Origin of the sequence: uncultured Sphingomonas sp. (assembly GCF_913778135.1) — a bacterium.
GTDB lineage: Bacteria > Pseudomonadota > Alphaproteobacteria > Sphingomonadales > Sphingomonadaceae > Sphingomonas.
This window is the reverse complement of the sequence record NZ_CAJYVU010000036.1, coordinates 1-16,398: the sequence shown is the minus strand read 5'-3', so window position 1 is coordinate 16,398 and position 16,398 is coordinate 1. Positions and strand designations below refer to the sequence as shown.

At 65.6% G+C, this 16,398-nt stretch carries 19 protein-coding genes and 2 pseudogenes; 8 read left to right on the top strand and 13 right to left on the bottom strand.

Annotation, left to right across the window (positions count from 1 at the left end):
* Positions 1–21: 21 nt before the first annotated feature.
* Positions 22–318: a ribbon-helix-helix domain-containing protein gene (locus QZ847_RS03595; RefSeq protein WP_294353124.1), complete on the bottom strand. Its 297-nt coding sequence runs from the start codon at positions 316–318 to the stop codon at positions 22–24.
* Entirely contained in the window at positions 315–968 is a 654-nt protein-coding gene (gene parA, locus QZ847_RS03590) for a ParA family partition ATPase (protein ID WP_294353122.1), read from the bottom strand. The genes QZ847_RS03595 and parA overlap by 4 nt, the downstream gene beginning before the upstream one ends.
* 529 nt (positions 969–1,497) lie before the next feature.
* On the opposite strand from parA, the gene QZ847_RS03585 reads away from it, so the two are divergent.
* The 3 genes from QZ847_RS03585 (at position 1,498) to QZ847_RS03575 (ending at position 3,796) form a co-directional block, all read left to right on the top strand.
* Entirely contained in the window at positions 1,498–2,022 is a 525-nt protein-coding gene (locus tag QZ847_RS03585) for a hypothetical protein (protein WP_294353120.1), read from the top strand.
* 99 nt (positions 2,023–2,121) lie between these two features.
* Positions 2,122–2,442 carry a hypothetical protein gene (locus tag QZ847_RS03580; protein ID WP_294353118.1) on the top strand — a complete coding sequence of 107 codons (321 nt, stop codon included), beginning with the start codon at positions 2,122–2,124 and terminating at the stop codon, positions 2,440–2,442.
* Positions 2,443–2,638: 196 nt separating this feature from the next.
* A complete protein-coding gene (locus tag QZ847_RS03575) occupies positions 2,639–3,796 on the top strand; it encodes a glycosyltransferase family 2 protein (protein ID WP_294353117.1) in 1,158 nt (385 codons plus the stop codon).
* Between the two features lie 50 nt (positions 3,797–3,846).
* Here QZ847_RS03575 and QZ847_RS03570 read toward each other — a convergent pair whose 3' ends face one another.
* The 3 genes from QZ847_RS03570 to QZ847_RS03560 all read right to left on the bottom strand — a co-directional run bounded on the left by QZ847_RS03570 (position 3,847) and on the right by QZ847_RS03560 (position 6,602).
* Positions 3,847–4,089: a hypothetical protein gene (locus QZ847_RS03570; protein ID WP_294353115.1), complete on the bottom strand. Its 243-nt coding sequence runs from the start codon at positions 4,087–4,089 to the stop codon at positions 3,847–3,849.
* Positions 4,090–4,295: 206 nt separating this feature from the next.
* Positions 4,296–5,159: a helix-turn-helix domain-containing protein gene (locus tag QZ847_RS03565; RefSeq protein ID WP_294353114.1), complete on the bottom strand. Its 864-nt coding sequence runs from the start codon at positions 5,157–5,159 to the stop codon at positions 4,296–4,298.
* Positions 5,160–5,618: 459 nt separating this feature from the next.
* A complete protein-coding gene (locus QZ847_RS03560; RefSeq protein ID WP_294353112.1) occupies positions 5,619–6,602 on the bottom strand; it encodes a replication initiator protein A in 984 nt (327 codons plus the stop codon).
* A gap of 209 nt (positions 6,603–6,811) precedes the next feature.
* On the opposite strand from QZ847_RS03560, the gene rfbC reads away from it, so the two are divergent.
* The 5 genes and pseudogenes from rfbC to QZ847_RS03535 all read left to right on the top strand — a co-directional run bounded on the left by rfbC (position 6,812) and on the right by QZ847_RS03535 (position 10,805).
* Positions 6,812–7,378 (top strand): dTDP-4-dehydrorhamnose 3,5-epimerase, encoded by a 567-nt coding sequence (rfbC, locus tag QZ847_RS03555; RefSeq protein WP_294353110.1) that lies wholly within the window; start codon positions 6,812–6,814, stop codon positions 7,376–7,378.
* Positions 7,379–7,387: 9 nt separating this feature from the next.
* On the top strand, positions 7,388–8,440 hold the full coding sequence (rfbB, locus tag QZ847_RS03550) for a dTDP-glucose 4,6-dehydratase (RefSeq protein ID WP_294353108.1): 1,053 nt from the start codon (positions 7,388–7,390) through the stop codon (positions 8,438–8,440).
* Positions 8,437–9,381 carry a dTDP-4-dehydrorhamnose reductase gene (gene rfbD, locus QZ847_RS03545; RefSeq protein ID WP_294353106.1) on the top strand — a complete coding sequence of 315 codons (945 nt, stop codon included), beginning with the start codon at positions 8,437–8,439 and terminating at the stop codon, positions 9,379–9,381. Before rfbB ends, rfbD begins: the two co-directional genes overlap by 4 nt.
* Positions 9,378–10,250, top strand: a complete 873-nt coding sequence (gene rfbA / locus QZ847_RS03540) for a glucose-1-phosphate thymidylyltransferase RfbA (RefSeq protein WP_294353105.1) — start codon at positions 9,378–9,380, stop codon at positions 10,248–10,250. Before rfbD ends, rfbA begins: the two co-directional genes overlap by 4 nt.
* Positions 10,251–10,267: 17 nt before the next feature.
* Positions 10,268–10,805, top strand: a pseudogene (locus QZ847_RS03535) (septal ring lytic transglycosylase RlpA family protein).
* Between the two features lie 96 nt (positions 10,806–10,901).
* Here QZ847_RS03535 and QZ847_RS03530 read toward each other — a convergent pair.
* From QZ847_RS03530 to QZ847_RS03495, 8 genes and pseudogenes are all read right to left on the bottom strand, one after another.
* Positions 10,902–11,723, bottom strand: a complete 822-nt coding sequence (locus QZ847_RS03530) for an SDR family NAD(P)-dependent oxidoreductase (RefSeq protein ID WP_294353102.1) — start codon at positions 11,721–11,723, stop codon at positions 10,902–10,904.
* Entirely contained in the window at positions 11,720–12,700 is a 981-nt protein-coding gene (locus tag QZ847_RS03525; RefSeq protein WP_294353099.1) for an aldo/keto reductase, read from the bottom strand. The genes QZ847_RS03530 and QZ847_RS03525 overlap by 4 nt, the downstream gene beginning before the upstream one ends.
* A 15-nt stretch (positions 12,701–12,715) precedes the next feature.
* Positions 12,716–13,543: an aldo/keto reductase gene (locus tag QZ847_RS03520; protein ID WP_294353097.1), complete on the bottom strand. Its 828-nt coding sequence runs from the start codon at positions 13,541–13,543 to the stop codon at positions 12,716–12,718.
* An 8-nt stretch (positions 13,544–13,551) separates the two neighbouring features.
* Positions 13,552–14,652, bottom strand: a complete 1,101-nt coding sequence (locus tag QZ847_RS03515; protein WP_294353095.1) for an NAD(P)-dependent alcohol dehydrogenase — start codon at positions 14,650–14,652, stop codon at positions 13,552–13,554.
* A gap of 71 nt (positions 14,653–14,723) precedes the next feature.
* Positions 14,724–15,041: a curli-like amyloid fiber formation chaperone CsgH gene (gene csgH, locus QZ847_RS03510; RefSeq protein WP_294353093.1), complete on the bottom strand. Its 318-nt coding sequence runs from the start codon at positions 15,039–15,041 to the stop codon at positions 14,724–14,726.
* Positions 15,038–15,472: a hypothetical protein gene (locus QZ847_RS03505; RefSeq protein ID WP_294353091.1), complete on the bottom strand. Its 435-nt coding sequence runs from the start codon at positions 15,470–15,472 to the stop codon at positions 15,038–15,040. The genes csgH and QZ847_RS03505 overlap by 4 nt, the downstream gene beginning before the upstream one ends.
* Positions 15,473–15,534: 62 nt before the next feature.
* Positions 15,535–16,083, bottom strand: a complete 549-nt coding sequence (locus QZ847_RS03500) for a hypothetical protein (protein WP_174195239.1) — start codon at positions 16,081–16,083, stop codon at positions 15,535–15,537.
* Positions 16,084–16,135: 52 nt separating this feature from the next.
* Positions 16,136–16,398 (bottom strand): annotated as a pseudogene (locus QZ847_RS03495) (Curlin associated protein); the annotation flags it as partial.

Genomic DNA, 16,398 nt, shown 5'->3' with positions numbered 1-16,398 from the left:
AACAAGGGCGGAACCGCCTCATCAATCTCCGATCGGGCTCTCGCCGTGCTTCCTAAGCACGTCATTGAACGCTTCCGCCATCAGTGCCTGGAGGCTACGACCCTGACGTCTGGCGAGCATGTGCATCGCGAACGACATTTCGGGCGTGAAGAACCCTGCGATCTGCTTGCGGCCTTCGCGGCTGATCGGGCGCGTGGAGGCGCGTTCGATGCTTTCCCCTGCCCCGGTAATCGGCTCGGCAGTACGTGGAGCGAGCGTGGCGGCGGGTGCCGGCTGTGCGGCGGTCTTCAAGTTGGCAAAGCTAGGCTTGCGGCTCATGCGCGGACCTTTCTGAAGCGTGGGGCTGACATGCCTAACTGTCGACACGTCCACTTGTAGAATTCACGAACCTCGCTCGCTGCCTTGCCGGCGGGTTCGATCTCGGTGACGGTCGCGCCTTGCGCTGAGGCATGGCGATAGGCAGCGCGGTCGGGCAAGATCACCGGGCAAGGCGGCGTGCCGTAGCCTTCGACCAGCTCGCCGGCCTCCTCGTAGACGCGCGGCGCGTTGGGGCTGCCGGCGGTGAAGACGACGAACGCGGGCTTGCGCAGCAGCTGCACCAGCTTGGCCGTGGTCTGGATCGCTGACAGGTCGAAGGCGGAGGGGCGGCACGGGATCAGCACGAGGTCGGCGAGCTCGACTGCCGCGCGCGCGGCGCTGTCGGCATGCGGGGGCGTGTCGATCACGATCACCTCGGCCCCCTGTCCGCGCGCGGCCTCGACTTTGGCAGCGAGCCTGGGCGGTGGGCTGTCGATCACCTCGGGCGCGCGGTCGCCGCGCCAGGCGGCCCATTGGCTGGCGGTCGCCTGCGGGTCGGTGTCGATGACGAGCGACACCGCGCCCGCTTCCTGCGCCACGGCGGCGAGGTGGAGCGCGAGCGTCGTCTTGCCCGCCCCGCCCTTCTGGCTGATAATCGCAATTGTCGGCATGGGTGCGTTCCTACCTGTCGTGGTGTAGACATGGCAACATGTTTGTGTCCTGCGCATTGCGATGCGCTGATGCACAGCGCACAAGCGCCCGCGAGGAGAGGTAGTGATGACGCTGAGCGGATGGACCGGACGAGTTGCGCTGCTGGGACTGGTAACGACTGGCCTTTCAGCTTGCGTTGCCGTTGCCGCAATCCCCGCCATTGCGGGTGGCGTCGCGGCGAAGAAGGCCGGCGATTACGCCGCGACGACGCGTGCCCGGAAGCAGGCAAGTGGCGAGCTGCAAGGGCGGGTACTTGCAAGTTCGACGGCCGCTCTTCCCCGATCAGGCACGGTGCGGATCACTACCGCGACCGCCCTGCCCCCGCCAGATAGCGCCCGCTCTTCTGCCGCTCAGGCCTTGAGTACCCAAACCCAACCTCCCGCTGCCCCACTTCCAGCCGACCTGAGCGCGATGCGTCCCGGTGTTGCTTATACGGGTGCACTCCCCTCCCCCTACGCAACGCCAACCGCGCCCGTTGCCAATCTCGCGATGACGCAGCGAGCGCGCTGGACCGATGTCGGCCGCTACGTCGCCGGCCTGCCCGGCTCGCTCGATGACAGCGCGCTGCTGGCACGCGGCAGCACTAGTGAGGCACCTGCATGGGTCCCATGCACCGGCCCTCGCGCGGTGCTAGTCCGGCTTGAAACCGCGATGACGCAGGACGGCGGACGCTGGCGGTTCGATCGCGAGGCACAGCAATGGCTCGACGCGTTTCAGACACTGGAGGTGCCGGTGGTGTTCACCAGCCCCGCCCCGACAACGGCGCGGTCTGACATCGAAGCTGCCTTTCGCAACGCCGGGCTGGCTAAATTGCTTGATCTCGGGGAGGTGCGGCTGGGTCTTACCGCTGGTGCGATGCCAGCCGAGCGTGCGACGATCGCCGCGCAACGCTGTATCGCGGCGGTGGTCGGTCGCGACGCGAGCGACTTTCCCAACGGTCTGCTTCCCGACACCAGCCCGCCGGCATTGCGTTCGAGGTGGGGGGCAGGGTGGTTTCTTATTGGTGTAAGTTAACTTGTCGACACCTCGACCTGTCGTGTTGTGGAAGTGGTGCCAACAAGGTGCCAGGTCCGCTGTGGTGACGCCCGCACCAAAAGCGACTATCACGCAGGCATGCGTTTCGATCTAAGTCCATTCCACTTCGTCGCGCTGGCCCTCTCCGGTGTAGCGCTGCTCGGCCCCGTAGCGGTGCTCGCGCAGACGCGGTCGGTGCGTGATACCGCAACCGCTTATGGTGCACGCCTCAACGCCAAGGGACTGCCCGCGAGCATCAACCCGGCGCGGATCAACAATCGTATATCCAGCCGGCTTGACAATCGTTTGAGCCTTCGTATCGAGCGTTACCGCCCGGAGGCTTCCGCCAATCCAACAGCGGCGTTCCAGGCTACAACCACGGACGACAAGAGCCGCACCGCAGCAGCCGATCGATCCTGACGTCGGCGGGCAGTGACCGTTCATCACGTCGCCGGCACCTGGCCGAAATCGAGCGCAGCAAAGCCGGCCGGCAACATGACGCAGCAACCTACGACCTGTCACAAAGTCGGCATGCATGATTGTCGACATGTGTTCGTGTCGGTTCGAACCGTTGATGTTTGGTGTAATGAAAGCTGAGGAACTCAGCAGCCGGAGCGTGGTACCGGCACGTTCCTTCACACATCGACGCGACGTTCCCGCGCTGTCGATAGTCGCGCCCGCATACAACGAGCGCGGGAACATCCGCCCGCTGACCGTTGCGATCACGCGCGCGATGGGGGAGGTCGCGTGGGAGCTGATCGTCGTCGACGATGACAGCCCTGACGGCACCGCGGGCGAGATCGCCACGCTGGCAGGGGAAGGGGCACCGATCCGCTGCATCCGGCGTGTTGGACGCCGCGGGCTCGCCTCGGCGGTGGTCGAAGGCGTGCTCGCGGCACAAAGCGAGCTGGTCGCGGTGATCGACGCCGACCTGCAGCACGACGAGACACGGCTGCCGGTCATGCTCGAGCTGCTCCGGACGACCGACGTCGATCTTGTTATCGGCAGCCGGCACGTTGAGGGCGGCGGGGTAGGGGAGTGGGATCAGCGTCGCCAGCGGATGAGCCGCGTTGCCACCTGGATCGCGCATCGCCTTGCCGGCGTCCGCGTCAGCGACCCGATGAGCGGGTTCTTCGCGGTGCGCCGCTCGGTGGTCGAGGCGACGATCTACGACCTGTCGCAGCAGGGCTATAAGATCCTGCTCGACATCCTGACTGCGTCGCCCACGCCGTTGAATGTTGCCGAGGTCGGCTATGTCTTTCGCGAGCGCCATGCCGGCACCAGCAAGCTCGACGTCGTCGTGCTGCTCGAATACGCCTTCCTCCTGATCGACAAGCTGACTCGCGGATTGATCCCGCCGCGCTTCGTGCTGTTCTGCGCCATCGGCGGGCTGGGGCTGGCATGTCACCTCGTCGTGCTCGACCTGGCCGTAGGGCAGGGGGTTACGTTCCTGCGTGCGCAGGGGATCGCGACGCTATGCGCGATGGCGTTCAATTATGTGCTCAACAACGCGATCACCTACCGCTCGGCGCGGTTGCGCGGGTGGCGGTTCGTCGTCGGCTATCTGGTGTTCAGCACAGTGTGCAGCCTGGGTGCGCTCGCCAACATCTCGGTGGCCAATCTGACGCTGCGTGAGATGGGAAGCTGGCCGCTCGCTGGGATTGCGGGGGCGCTGATGAGTTCGGTGTTCAACTTCGGCGTCGCGACGCATTTCGTCTGGCGACCACGCCGGCCGCGGCGTCGTGCGAAGGTTGTGTTACGCGCGCCAGGTTGAGCCGGCGCGGAAATCCTGCCCCACCACGAACGGCGGGGCAGGGGATCAGCTCAGTTGCTGTCCGAGTTGTTGTCATCGTCAGCGATGATGACGATGCCGGCGATGACGGCCGCAGCAGCGACGATCGCGATGATCACACCGCCCCCAGCCAGCTCGTTCTTCTTCGACGACGCGGTCGAAGCGCGAACCGACTTGCTGACCGACAGCGACGAAGCGGGGTTGGCAGGCGCTGCCGCAACCGGAGCGACGACGAGCGCGGAAGCGGCCGCAGCCGCGAAATACTTGGCGAACATGATTGAACTCCCGTGTGTACGAGCCTGCTTCTTTAGCTGCATTGCAGCGAAACGTCGAGCCTTCTCGTCGCCAGTTTGGTCGGTTTCATCGCAATAATGTGCACCATCAGCAGTGAACGCACCGCCTGTGAAGCTCTTACCCACGAACACACCAATCTACATCTACCTGACGAGTTGGCGTTTGCGGATCGAGATGACGACGTTTCTTACCACGTCTGGATTGCTCGAGGTTGGATTGTCCGCATTCCATCGCCAATTTCTTTAGAAGATAGATGATTGAGTGAGGGATTACGGATCAGCGTGAGACTCGCGCTCGGCAACCGTGCAGCGGCCTCGCGCGCGTCGATCCCGGCACCGAGTTTTGCAAGCATCCGCCCGAGCGGCCCGTCAAGCGTCGCAAGCGCTAGTTCGCGGCAGCTGAGCGACTGCCGCATGACCTGTTGCTCGGCATCGCGTGTTGCCAGCCGCTGCGCCTCGTCGTCGGGCAGGGAGGCGGGTCGCATCCACCGCGGCAGATGCGCGGCGATCCCGCGCGGCAGCGTCAGGCGATAAGCGTTGGAGGTCTGCGCGATCTGCGGCCCCGCGCCTTCGGTATGCAGGCGCGCGAAGCGGCGCTGGCGGACGAGGAAGCCGATCTCCTCGAGCAGCCGCAGCCCGCGCGCGACCGTCGCGCGGCCGAGCCCGGTGACGCGCGCGAGATGATCGTAGCTGGGGTAGACGCGTCCCCGGTTGAGCCGCGAGAGCGCGAGCAGTTCCTCCAGCACGCGCACTGCGCCCGCGCTCAATTGCGCAACCAGTCGTTCGGACGCGCTGAGCACCCGCTCGCCGCGACGAGCCGCGCGGCGCAGCATCCGCCCGGCGTCGAGTGCGCGCCGTGCGACGCGCAGCAGATGGTCGGTCTCGCCCTTTGCTGGCGGAGTGAAGAACGCGTGCTCGAACGTGCCCGCCTCGCGGCTGCCGCGCAGCACCGGGCGCGGCGTCGTCTCGCCATGCGAGGGTAGTGCCCCTGCGCGGCGCCCGATCCGCGCAAGCGCCAATGCGCCCGCCTCGCTGAGCGTATAGGCCGTCATCTTCCATCCCCTCATCAGGGGTCGGGACCAAGGCAAAAAAAGGGCGTGGCGCGAAACGCGCATCCTTGAAACGGACAGGTTTCAGCGGTATGTGGACGGGGTAGGGATTGTTCTCGTGTACCCCGGTTCGACGTTTGGCGACGTCGTTCCATCAAACCTTGGGATGCCCGGCCTTCGTGCCGGGCTTTCCTTTATGTGGTCACGACCGCTTCCTTTACGCAACATCCGGCCATGCGGCCGATCTCCCTCACGATGTCGCAAGAAAAATCCAATAAAGGAAGCGGCTACGGTTCGTGCTTTCGAGTAGGAAATGCAGAAACTCGCGTGATTTTCTTACTTCTGTCGGTCCCTATTCGTGCTTTCGAGTAGAATAACACAGGAAAAGTTCGTGCTATCGAGTAAGAAATAGCCGCGATCTTCGTGCTATTGAGTAGAATTAACCCACGTTATTGCCGCGCGTCACTCACCCGATTCGGTCGGCGCCAAGTCGGCCGATTCGCCGAGTTCGGCGACCGGATCGGGGCGGTAGTAGATGATAACCCGCGCAGGCGTCGCGCGGCGCCCTCGGCGCGCCGGTTCGGCATCACCGTCGCCCGCCGGGGCAGGGGCTTCGTCCTCGACCAGCTCGATCGCGTAATCGGGGATCGCATCCGATCCCGCGATCTGCCGGATCGCGGCGCGAAAGTTCGACAGCGGGTTCTGATAGCCGATCTGGAGTCGGAAGGTCGCGAGATCGATCTCCATCCGCCCGTCCTCGCAGGTCGAGCGCGCGACCTCGTAGATGCGCCGCTCGATTGGCCCGAGCTGGAAATAGGTCGCGGCGTAGTTGAGTACCTGTCGGTCGCGCAGGATCGCGCGGAACAGCCAATCGCACAGTCGTACCTTGACTGCCTTCAACCGCCGTTCCCCCGTCTTGGTCTTGGAATAATGCAGCCGCGCCTCGGACAGCCACGAGAAGAAGCCCTCCTCCCCTTCGCCGCCCGCCTCGATATTGGTCTTGATCTGCGTACCCTGCAGCCGCTCGAGCGCCTCTGAAAGACGCTGGTACGAGCGCGCCGAGTGGTTCGAGCCGGTGACCGAGAACAGGTCGTGCGCGGTGAAGATAAAATCCTGCGCGACGTCCTCGCCCGCCTCCAGCTTTGCCGCCATCAGGCTGGCGATGTAGAGCACAATCTCCTTGTCATAGATCGTCGCAACGCCGTTGGCGGACGGCCGCACCTCGATCGAAACGGTCGCGTGCTCGTAGCTGAGCGGCTTCATCCACGCGTTCTTGCTGAGCGCGAAGAACGGAAACGCCATCAGCGACCGCTCGCCGCGGATCTCGCCGTACAGGGGGCTGTCGAGCTGGAACAGGTCGCGTTGTGACAGCGCCTTGCCGTCACGCTTGCGTGACGCCGGAGTGTTGCGGGCAGGGGAGGCGGGCTTGGCGGGCACTTGGGTCATGCGGGATATTTCCTACTCGAAAGCACGAACTTTGACGCGGAAGACCACGTGTACCGAGGCGCTGCACCCGCAGACACGCTGCAAATTCGTGCTTTCGAGTAGGAAATGTGAGAGGCGGTCCCGAACGACATTCGGTCGTTCTATCGCGGCTCGTGTGAAAAGTCTTGGACGGGCACAATCGGGTGTACGCTCACGCCAGGAAGGCATGCATGACAGCGAATACGGTGCGGCGGATCGTTCCCAAACGCCACGTCGACGAACGTGGCTGGTTGACCGAAACCTACTCGGACCCGGCGTTCGCGGCCTTGGGCATCGATTGCCGCTTCTTGCAGGACAATCATGTCCTCTCCGTGTCTGCCTTCACCTTGCGCGGGTTGCACTTCCAAGCTCCCCCACGGAGTCAGGCCAAGCTGGTGCGCTGCGTGCGTGGATGCATCTTCGATGTAGCGGTCGACATACGGCGCGGCTCGCCGACCTACGGACAGTGGGTCGGGTCCGAGCTCAGCGCAGCAAACGGGCATCAGCTGTTCATCCCTATCGGCTTCGCGCACGGTTTTGTAACGCTCGAGTCCGAGTGCGAGGTCATATACAAATGCTCTGACACCTACGCGCCCGATCACGACGGTGGCATCCGCTGGGACAGTGTCGGCATTGCTTGGCCGCTTCAGACGGGCCAAGCACCGATCCTCTCGGCAAAGGACAGGACGTTGCCGCTCTTTAGCAACTTCGACAGTCCTCTCTATTATCAGGGAGGCCCGCTCACGCCACTTTCCTGAAGGCATGTCATGCGTATCTTCATCACTGGCGGGGCCGGCTTCATCGGCTCGGCGCTCGTCCGTCATCTGATCGAGCACACCGATCACGAAGTGCTCAACTTCGACAAGCTGACTTACGCCGGCACGCTGTCGACTGTCGAGCGCGTCGCGGACTCGAACCGCTACCGCTTCGTGCAGGGCGACATCTGCGACGCCGACGCCGTCCGCGCGGCAATTACGGAGTTCAAGCCGGACGTCATCACGCATCTGGCGGCCGAGAGCCACGTCGACCGCTCGATCGACGGACCCAGCGCGTTCGTTCAGACCAACGTCGTCGGCACCTACACGATGCTCGCCGAGGCGCGCGCCTACTGGCTGGGGCTGGACGAGGAGGCAAAGGCCGCATTCCGCTTCCACCATATCTCGACCGACGAGGTCTACGGAGCGCTGGGCGATACCGGCCTATTCACCGAGGACACTCCCTACGATCCGCGCTCGCCCTATTCGGCGTCAAAGGCGGGTTCGGACCATCTGGTGAGCGCCTGGGGCCACACCTTCGGGCTGCCGGTGCTCATTACCAATTGCTCGAACAATTACGGGCCGTACCACTTCCCCGAAAAGCTGATCCCGCTGATGATCGCCAAGGCGCTGGATGGCGAGCGGCTGCCGATCTACGGCAAGGGTGACCAGGTGCGCGACTGGCTGTTCGTCGAGGATCACGTTCGCGCGTTGCAGGCGGTGTTCGAGCGCGGTGAGGTTGGGCGCACCTATAATATCGGCGGGCACAACGAGCGGCAGAATATCAAGGTCGTGCGCACGCTCTGCGAGATCCTCGACGAGCTGCGTCCCCGCGCCGACGGCAAGCCTTACGCCGAGCAGATGAGCGAGGTCGCCGACCGCCCCGGCCACGACAAGCGCTATGCGATCGACGCGGCCCGCATCGGCGACGAACTCGGCTGGTACCCGCAGGAGACGTTCGAGAGCGGCATCCGCAAGACGGTTGAATGGTATCTCGCCAACGAGGATTGGTGGCGTCCGCTGGTTGCGGCCAAGGCGTCCACGCGCCGTGGGGTAGCGGCTTGAGTAATGTCGACACGTCGATGAACCGACATAGCGACACGGCGAGAGGGGTAATCCTCGTCACAGGTGCCAACGGCCAACTCGGCACCGAGCTCCAGCGGCTCACCTGGCCCGCGGGGGTGCAGGTGGTGGCGATCGGCGTCGCCGACCTCGACCTGACCGACGCCGCTGCGATCGGGCAATACGTCGCGGTCGGACATAACGGGCAACGGTTCGCGGCCGTGATCAACGGTGCGGCCTATACCGCGGTCGACAAGGCCGAGAGCGACCTCGTCACCGCCTGGGCTGTCAACGCGATGGCACCCGCGGCGTTCGGCAAGGCGTGCGCGGACGCCAACATTCCGCTCGTCCAGGTATCGACCGATTACGTCTTCGCCGGCGACAAGACGGGCGCGTGGGAAGTCGACGACGCGGTCGCACCTTTGGGCGTCTACGGCGCGTCGAAGCTTGGCGGCGAGCTGGCGGTTCGCACCTCGGGTGCGCGTCACGTGATCGTGCGTACCGCTTGGGTGGTGTCGGCGCACAGCAACAATTTTGTAAAGACGATGCTCCGCGTCGCCGCGACCAACCCGAGCGTACGGGTCGCCGACGACCAGCGCGGCTCGCCGACGGGCGCGGCCGATCTGGCGCAGGCGCTCCAGACGATCACGCTCCGGCTGATCGCTGACGCGGACGCGCCGACCGGCACGTTCCACTTCTCCAACGCCGGCAAGATCACCTGGGCGGGTTTCGCGCGGGAGATCTTCCGCCAGTCCGCAAAACGCGGCGGTGCGTCGGCCGAGGTCACCAGGATTACCACCGCCGAATACCCTACGCCGGCGAAACGCCCGGCCAACTCGCTGCTCAGCCACAAGGCGATTGGTGCGGCCTACGGCATCCAGCCCCGCCCCTGGCAAGACGCACTCGGCGACATCCTCGACGAATTGATCGGAGACGTGAAGTGAAGGGCATCATTCTGGCAGGCGGCTCGGGCACGCGGCTCCACCCGGCAACGCTGGCAGTGAACAAACAGCTGTTGCCTGTCTACGACAAGCCAATGATCTATTACCCGCTGTCGGTGCTGATGCTCGCCGGCATCCGCGATGTGCTGATCATCTCGAGCCCCGAATATCTCGACAATTACCGTCGCTTATTCGATGACGGCTCCGCCTTCGGCATCTCGATCGCCTATGCCGAGCAGCGGAGCCCCGATGGTCTGGCACAAGCGTTCACGATCGGCGCCGACTTCATCGGCGACGACGATGTTGCGCTGGTACTGGGCGATAACATCTTCTTTGGCGCGCGATTGATCGAGCTGCTCGGGCGCGCCGCCTCGCGCTCGCACGGTGCGTCGATCTTCGCTTATCGCGTTGATGACCCGGAGCGGTACGGCGTGGTCGAGTTTGACGATACCGGCTGTGTCGTAAGCCTGGAGGAGAAACCCGCACAGCCGAAGTCGAACTTTGCGGTGACAGGGCTCTATTTTTTCGACCAGCGTGTCATCGAGTTCGCGCGCACCCTGAAGCCGGGACCACGCGGCGAACTCGAGATCACTGATCTCATCCGCCGTTATCTGAAGGCGGGAGATCTGCATGTCGAGCAGATGGGGCGAGGTTATGCTTGGCTCGACACCGGCACGCACGACAGTCTGCTCGAAGCATCCGAGTTCGTCCGCACGCTGCAGAACCGTCAGGGCATTCAGATCGCCTGCCTCGAAGAGATCGCGTTCGAGCGCGGTTGGATCAGTGTCGACGACGCCCGTGCAGCGGGTGAGCGCTACAAGAAAACCGCCTATGGCCGCGCGATCCTCAATGCGGTCGAGGACGCGCAGTGATGTGCTAGATTGTCCCGATGCTCCTGCGTCTTCTCCTGCTCGCCCTACCATTCACGCTCGCCGGATGCACCGGCGCACGGGTGAGCGACTGGCCGGTGAAGATCGGGCGGCCGTACAGCGTGCGCGGGGGTGACCTACGTACCTGCGGCTGTGCCGAGTTATGAGGCGGTAGGATACGCTAGCTGGTACGGGTCCGAGTCAGGCAACCGCACCGCGAACGGCGAGCGGTACCGGGCGCGCTGGGTGAGCGGAGCGCATACAACCTTGCCGTTGCCGAGTTACATTGAGGTCACCGCGCTTGGTACCGGACGGACGATTCTGGTGCGCGTCAACGATCGCGGGCCGTTCTCGTCCACGCGCGTCATCGACCTGTCGCGCGGCGCGGCGCGGTTGCTCGGGGTCCAGCAGGCGGGGCGTGCGGCAGTGCATGTGCAGCTGGTCGACCCGCCCGAGCGCGACCGTGCGCGGCTGCGGCGCGGCAAGCCCGCCGCGGTTCGGCGTGATGCCTCGTCGGGACAGCTGGCGGCGTGGCGCTCGGTGCTCGCGGCACGTTGATACATAGCGACGCTATCGACGCACACCCGAGACGAACACGTAAGCTAGTTGCACGCGGGGGTGTGTGCGTGTCGACAGCACGACACGCACACATTCTTACTCCGCCATGTAGCGCGCGAAGGCATCCTTCCATTCCGGATGCCAGCGCGAAAGGGCGGGGCGGTTCTCGGTGACGTCACCCGCCGTCCAGGCGATCCGCTTGGCATCCTGTTCGCGCGTCGTCTCGTTGTCGGGGCACAACAGGTAGAAGTCGCCCGCCTCCAGTCCGGCGAACATGTAGTTGACGACCTGCTCCGCGCTCCACGCCGCCTCGGGCTTGTCTACCCCGCGTGCAGTCATCCCGGTGTAGGTGTAGCCGGGGATCAGCAGGTGCGCGGTCACGCGCTCGCCGGTTGCTTTGCGCAACGTGTGTGCCAGCCCCTCGGTCAGCGCCTTCACGCCTGCCTTGCTGACGTTGTAGGCGGTGTTGCCGGGCGGCTGGGTGATGCCCTGTTTCGAGCCGGTGTTGACAATCATCGCCGGCTCGGCACCAGCGATCATCGCGGGCGCGAAGGCGGCGACGCCGTGGAGCACGCCCATCAGATTGACGTCGATCAGACGGCGCCACGCCGCCACACCCGCGAGCACGTCGCCGCCTGCACCGATCGCGGCATTGTTCATGAGGAGGGCAGGGGTCTCGCCCAGTTCCTCCGCCAGCGAGACCAAGGCATCGGGGTCGGCGACGTCAAGCGCGTGCGCGGTCGCGCCTTCGATTACGCGCGCGGCTGCGTTGAGCGCATCGCCGGCGCGGTCGGCCAGCGCAACGCGCATGCCGCGTTGCGCGAGCGCGCGCGCCGCGGCGAGCCCGATCCCACTCGCCGCGCCCGTCACCACCGCGAGGTGACCGGGCGCGATCGCGGCGAATGTGGGGGCGCTCACCGGTCGATCGTCGCCATCGAGGGATATCGCTCGCCACTCGCCGCGCCGGGAGGCAACACCTCGTCGATCCGCTTGAGATCGGCGTCACTCAACGTCACGTCGAGTGCGCCAAGATTATCGTCGAGGTACTTGCGCCGCTTGGTTCCTGGGATCGGCACGATTTCGTCGCCCTGTGCCAGCACCCAGGCGAGCGCGAGCTGCGCGGGCGTGCAGCTCTTCGCCGCTGCCATCTCCTCGATCTCGCGCACGAGGTCGAGGTTGCGCTGGAACGCTTCGCCCTGAAAGCGCGGCGAGTTGCGGCGGTAGTCGTCCTCAGGCAGGTCGTCGGGCGACTTGAACTGCCCTGTCAGGAACCCGCGACCGAGTGGGCTGTAGGGGACGAAGCCGATCCCGAGTTCGCGGCACACCGGCAGGATTTCGCTTTCCGGATCGCGCGTCCACAGCGAATATTCGGTCTGCAGCGCGGTGATCGGGTGGACGGCGTGCGCGCGGCGGATCGTGGCGGGCGCGGCCTCCGACAGGCCGAGATACTTGACCTTGCCCGCCTGCACGAGCTCGGCCATCGCGCCGACCGTTTCCTCGATCGGCACCTCGGGATCGACGCGGTGCTGGTAGTAGAGGTCGATGAAGTCGAGCCCGGTGCGCTTCAGGCTGGCGTCGCAGGCTTGGCGGACGTACTCAGGACGGCCGTTAATCCCCTGGAAGCTGCCGTCTGCGCCACGGACGTTGCCGAACTTGGTCGCGACCACCACCCATTCGCGGCGATCGCGTACGACGCGCCCGACCAGCTCCTCGTTCGCACCGACGCCGTACATGTCGGCGGTATCGAGAAAGGTGACCCCGCGATCGAGCGCGTGGTTGATCGTGGCGACGGACTCGGCCTCGTCGCGCCCGGCGTAGAAGTCGGACATTCCCATACACCCGAGCCCGAGCGCGGAGACTTCGAGACCCTGGCGGCCGAGCTTGCGTTTCTGCATGGTCTTGGTCCTTCGTTAGAGCGTGTCGAGTGGGCGAGGGGCGGCGCGCGGAAAGGCGCGGTCGAGCGCGGCAAGGTCGTCCGCGCTCAGCACAAGTCCGGCTGCGGCCGCGTTCTCCGCGACGTGCGCTCGCGTGCCTGCCTTGGGGATCGCGATCACATTGTCGCGGGTCAGGAGCCAGGCGAGTGCGACCTGCGCCGGTGTCGCACCGCGCGCCTCCGCGACCGCGTTCAACGTAGGGTGGCTGAGCAACCGGCCCTGCTCGACCGGGCTGTAGGCCATGACGGGCATGTGCCGCTCGTTTAGCCAAGGAATCAGGTCGTGCTCGGGCGCGCGGCGCGAAAGATTGTAGAGGATCTGGTCGGTCGCGCAGTTCGCACCACCGGCTGCGACGAGTTCTTCCATGTCGTCGGTGTCGAGGTTGCTCACTCCCCAGCGCGCGATCAGCCCGCGCGCGACCAGCGCCTCCATCGCATCAACCGTCTCAGCCAGGGGCACGCTCCCGCGCCAGTGGAGCAGGTAGAAGTCGACCGTATCCGTGCCGAGCCGCCTGAGGCTCGCCTCGCACGCGCGTGGCAGCGTGTCGCGCCCGGCATGGTGCGGATACGCCTTGGTGACGAGGAACACGCGGTCGCGTAATCCCGTGATCGCCTGGCCGACCAGTTCCTCGCTGCGGCCATCAGCGTACATTTCGGCAGTGTCGATCAGCGTCAGCCCGCGCTCGACACCGTCGCGCAGCGCCGCGATCTCCTCAGGTCTTGCGTCGGCGCGCTCAGCCATGTTCCACGTTCCCTGCCCGAGCGCGGGAACGTGGGTGCCGTCGGGCAGGGTAAATTGGCGCACGGGCGTGCTCAGGCCGCCTTGTCCTGCGCTAGGCTCGCCGCGTCGATGACGTAGCGGAAGCGGACGTCGCCCGATTTCACGTATTTGTACGCCTCGTTAATCTCCTGGATCGGGATCAGCTGGATGTCGGGGGCGATGTGATGCTGCGCGCAGAAGTCGAGCACCTCCTGCGTTTCCGCGATCGATCCGATCAGCGAGCCCGCGATCGTCTTGCGGCCCATTACCACGTTCATGTGGTTCCACCCCGGCATCGGGGCGAGCGCCCCCACCGCGACGAACGCGCCATCGTGGCGCAGCAGCGGAATGAACGGGTCGACCTCGTGCTTCTCAGGCACGGTCGAAATGATGAAGTCGAAGTGGCCCTCGATCGCCTCGTACGCCTTCGTGTCACCCTCGACGATGCTCTTTGCGCCGAGCCGGTGGGCCTCGGCGACCTTGTCCTTGTCGCGCGTGAACACGGTCACCTCCGCGCCCATCGCGCGCGCGATCTTTACGCCCATGTCGCCCAGTCCACCAAAGCCGACAACGCCGACCTTGCTGCCCGCCTTCACGCCCCAATGCTTCATCGGCGAATAGGTGGTGACGCCCGCACACAGGATCGGCGCCGCGGCCTCGATCGGCAGGCTCGCGGGTATCTTGAGCACGAAATCCTCGCGCACGACGATCTGGTCCGAGTAGCCACCGAAGGTGTTGTCGCGGCCGTACATGTTCTCGCCCGTCTTGGCCTGTTTGGCGGGCTTCATCGGACCGTTGTAGGTCGCGAGCCAGCTGTTCGGCCCCTCGCAATACTGCTCGTCGCCGGCGAGGCACAGCGCGCATTCGTGGCAGCTGTCGATCATGCAGCCGACGCCGACCAGATCGCCGATCGCGTGTTTCGTCACCAGCGAACCCTTGTTCACGACGCGCCCGATCACCTCGTGCCCGGGCATGCACGGATAGACGGTGTTCCCCCAGTCGTTCTCGCACTGGTGGATGTCGGAATGGCACACGCCGCAATAGAGCACCGCGATCTGCACCTCGTTGGGCAGCGGATCCTGCCGCTCGAGCTGCATCGGCTTCAGCTTGGCGTGTTTGCCGGATGCGGCATAGCCGATGGCCTTGATCGTCATGGTCGAACGTCCTCGCACTGGTCAGTTGCGAGGCAGAACGAGCGGAACGCCGTCTCTATCCGTGTGCGCCTTCAGTTGGGTGCGCTGAGTACCAGCCGATACGCCGCGCGCCCGTCGATGCGTACCTCGAGGACCCCCGACCAGTCGCCGCTGCCGTGCTGCGTCAGGTCGAGCAGGGTCGCGCGCCGCCCCGGCTCCAGCCGCGCCGCGCCGCCCTGCGTCGCGCGGTTGCCGCTAGACCCGGCGGTCAGCGTATAGTCGACGCGGACGGCACGCGTGCTCTCGCCGATCAGCACGACGTGGACGCCGTCGCCCGCACGTGTGACGATCGCGCGGACCGGTTGCGCGGCGGGTGCCTGCACGGCGGGCGGTTCGGGGGGCAGGATCATGGCTTGGGAGCCTTGGGCAGCGGCGTCGTGGCCGGCACAGTGTCAGGATGCGCGTCGCTTACCGTCGCACCCGCCGCAGCCGCGATCCGTGCCGCGAGATAGCCCTGCGTCGCCGGATCGAGCACGGGCGGCGTATTCGGCGCCGGCCGCGCGTCGTTCGCGCCGAACACGGTGACATAGGCGCGCTCGACATCGACCGAGCCGACCGGGGCGGGAGATTTGGGTAAGGGGCGCGGCTGGCGCACTGCGCGCGGCTCGGGGGGCAGTTGCGCGACCGCGGCATCGTCGCCCGTCTGCGGCTGCTCGGTTTCGGTTAGCACGGGGGCAGGGAGTGCGGGTGCGATCTGCTCGACCTGCGGCAATGCGCGAGGGGGCGGGGTAGGGGCCTGGCGCAAACCCTGCGCGATGGCGCTACCCGCAAGCGTCGACACGGCACACGCCACGACGCAGCCGTGTATAACACGCGACATGTCGACAGATCGACGCACGTGCGTCACTTGCCGGTCTGCACGACGACCGCCTTGGCGCCGCCATCCTGCACCATCTTGATACCGAGATTATTGCCGTTCTGCGTGATCGTCGCGCTGTTGTCGCTGTTGTGCTGGGCCAAGTCGATCGCGTTGCCCGACCCGTTCTGCGTCAGGCTGGCGTAATTGCGCGTCCCGCTCTGCAAAAGGGCGATGACGTTGGCGTCGGCGCCGATCCCGCCACGCTGGGTGAGGAACGCCTGGTTGCCGACGCCTGCCATCTGCACGCCCGCGACCGCGACGCCCGATTGCGTCACCACCGCGTCGTTGCCGATCCCGCGCATGTCGAGCGTCAGCTTGATCTGACCCGCCGGCCCCGCGGTCTGCTTCACCCGTGCGCGCTGGAACTTGCCGTCCTGGCGTATCTCCGCGCTCGCCGCGCCCGACTGCACCACTACGGCCGACTGGATCGCGCCAATTTGGTCGACGAAGGCATCGCTGTGGATGCCGTCCTGCGCTGCGGCGGGTGCCGCGATGAGGAGGCAGGTGACGGCGAGGAGCGCGCGAACGGTCATGGAAAACCCTTGAAAGTACCGGGCGACGCGAACGCCGCCCGGCTGGGAGGTGTTACTGGCGAACGACCGCGAGCAGCCCCGCACCGTTCTGCGTCACCGACGAATTGTTGCCGTTGGTCGACTGCGTCACATACGCCCAGTTGGTCTGGGTGCCGGTCTGGCTGATGAACGAGGTGTTGTTGTTCCCCGACTGCATCAGCTCGGCGTATTGGACGCTGCCGTTCTGGTTGACGGTCGAGGTGTTGTTGTTGCCGCTCTGCGTCACATAGGCCTTCTGCTTCGACCCGCCCTGCGACAGCAGCGAGCGGTTGCCGT

Excerpts from the sequence above, each read along its gene's own strand:
- QZ847_RS03595 (WP_294353124.1), bottom strand. The coding sequence starts at position 318 with ATGAGCCGCAAGCCTAGCTTTGCCAACTTGAAGACCGCCGCACAGCCG.
- parA (WP_294353122.1), bottom strand. The coding sequence starts at position 968 with ATGCCGACAATTGCGATTATCAGCCAGAAGGGCGGGGCGGGCAAGACG.
- QZ847_RS03585 (WP_294353120.1), top strand. The coding sequence starts at position 1,498 with ATGACGCAGCGAGCGCGCTGGACCGATGTCGGCCGCTACGTCGCCGGC.
- QZ847_RS03580 (WP_294353118.1), top strand. The coding sequence starts at position 2,122 with ATGCGTTTCGATCTAAGTCCATTCCACTTCGTCGCGCTGGCCCTCTCC.
- QZ847_RS03570 (WP_294353115.1), bottom strand. The coding sequence starts at position 4,089 with ATGTTCGCCAAGTATTTCGCGGCTGCGGCCGCTTCCGCGCTCGTCGTC.
- QZ847_RS03565 (WP_294353114.1), bottom strand. The coding sequence starts at position 5,159 with ATGACGGCCTATACGCTCAGCGAGGCGGGCGCATTGGCGCTTGCGCGG.
- QZ847_RS03560 (WP_294353112.1), bottom strand. The coding sequence starts at position 6,602 with ATGACCCAAGTGCCCGCCAAGCCCGCCTCCCCTGCCCGCAACACTCCG.
- rfbC (WP_294353110.1), top strand. The coding sequence starts at position 6,812 with ATGACAGCGAATACGGTGCGGCGGATCGTTCCCAAACGCCACGTCGAC.
- rfbB (WP_294353108.1), top strand. The coding sequence starts at position 7,388 with ATGCGTATCTTCATCACTGGCGGGGCCGGCTTCATCGGCTCGGCGCTC.
- QZ847_RS03525 (WP_294353099.1), bottom strand. The coding sequence starts at position 12,700 with ATGCAGAAACGCAAGCTCGGCCGCCAGGGTCTCGAAGTCTCCGCGCTC.
- QZ847_RS03515 (WP_294353095.1), bottom strand. The coding sequence starts at position 14,652 with ATGACGATCAAGGCCATCGGCTATGCCGCATCCGGCAAACACGCCAAG.
- csgH (WP_294353093.1), bottom strand. The coding sequence starts at position 15,041 with ATGATCCTGCCCCCCGAACCGCCCGCCGTGCAGGCACCCGCCGCGCAA.
- QZ847_RS03500 (WP_174195239.1), bottom strand. The coding sequence starts at position 16,083 with ATGACCGTTCGCGCGCTCCTCGCCGTCACCTGCCTCCTCATCGCGGCA.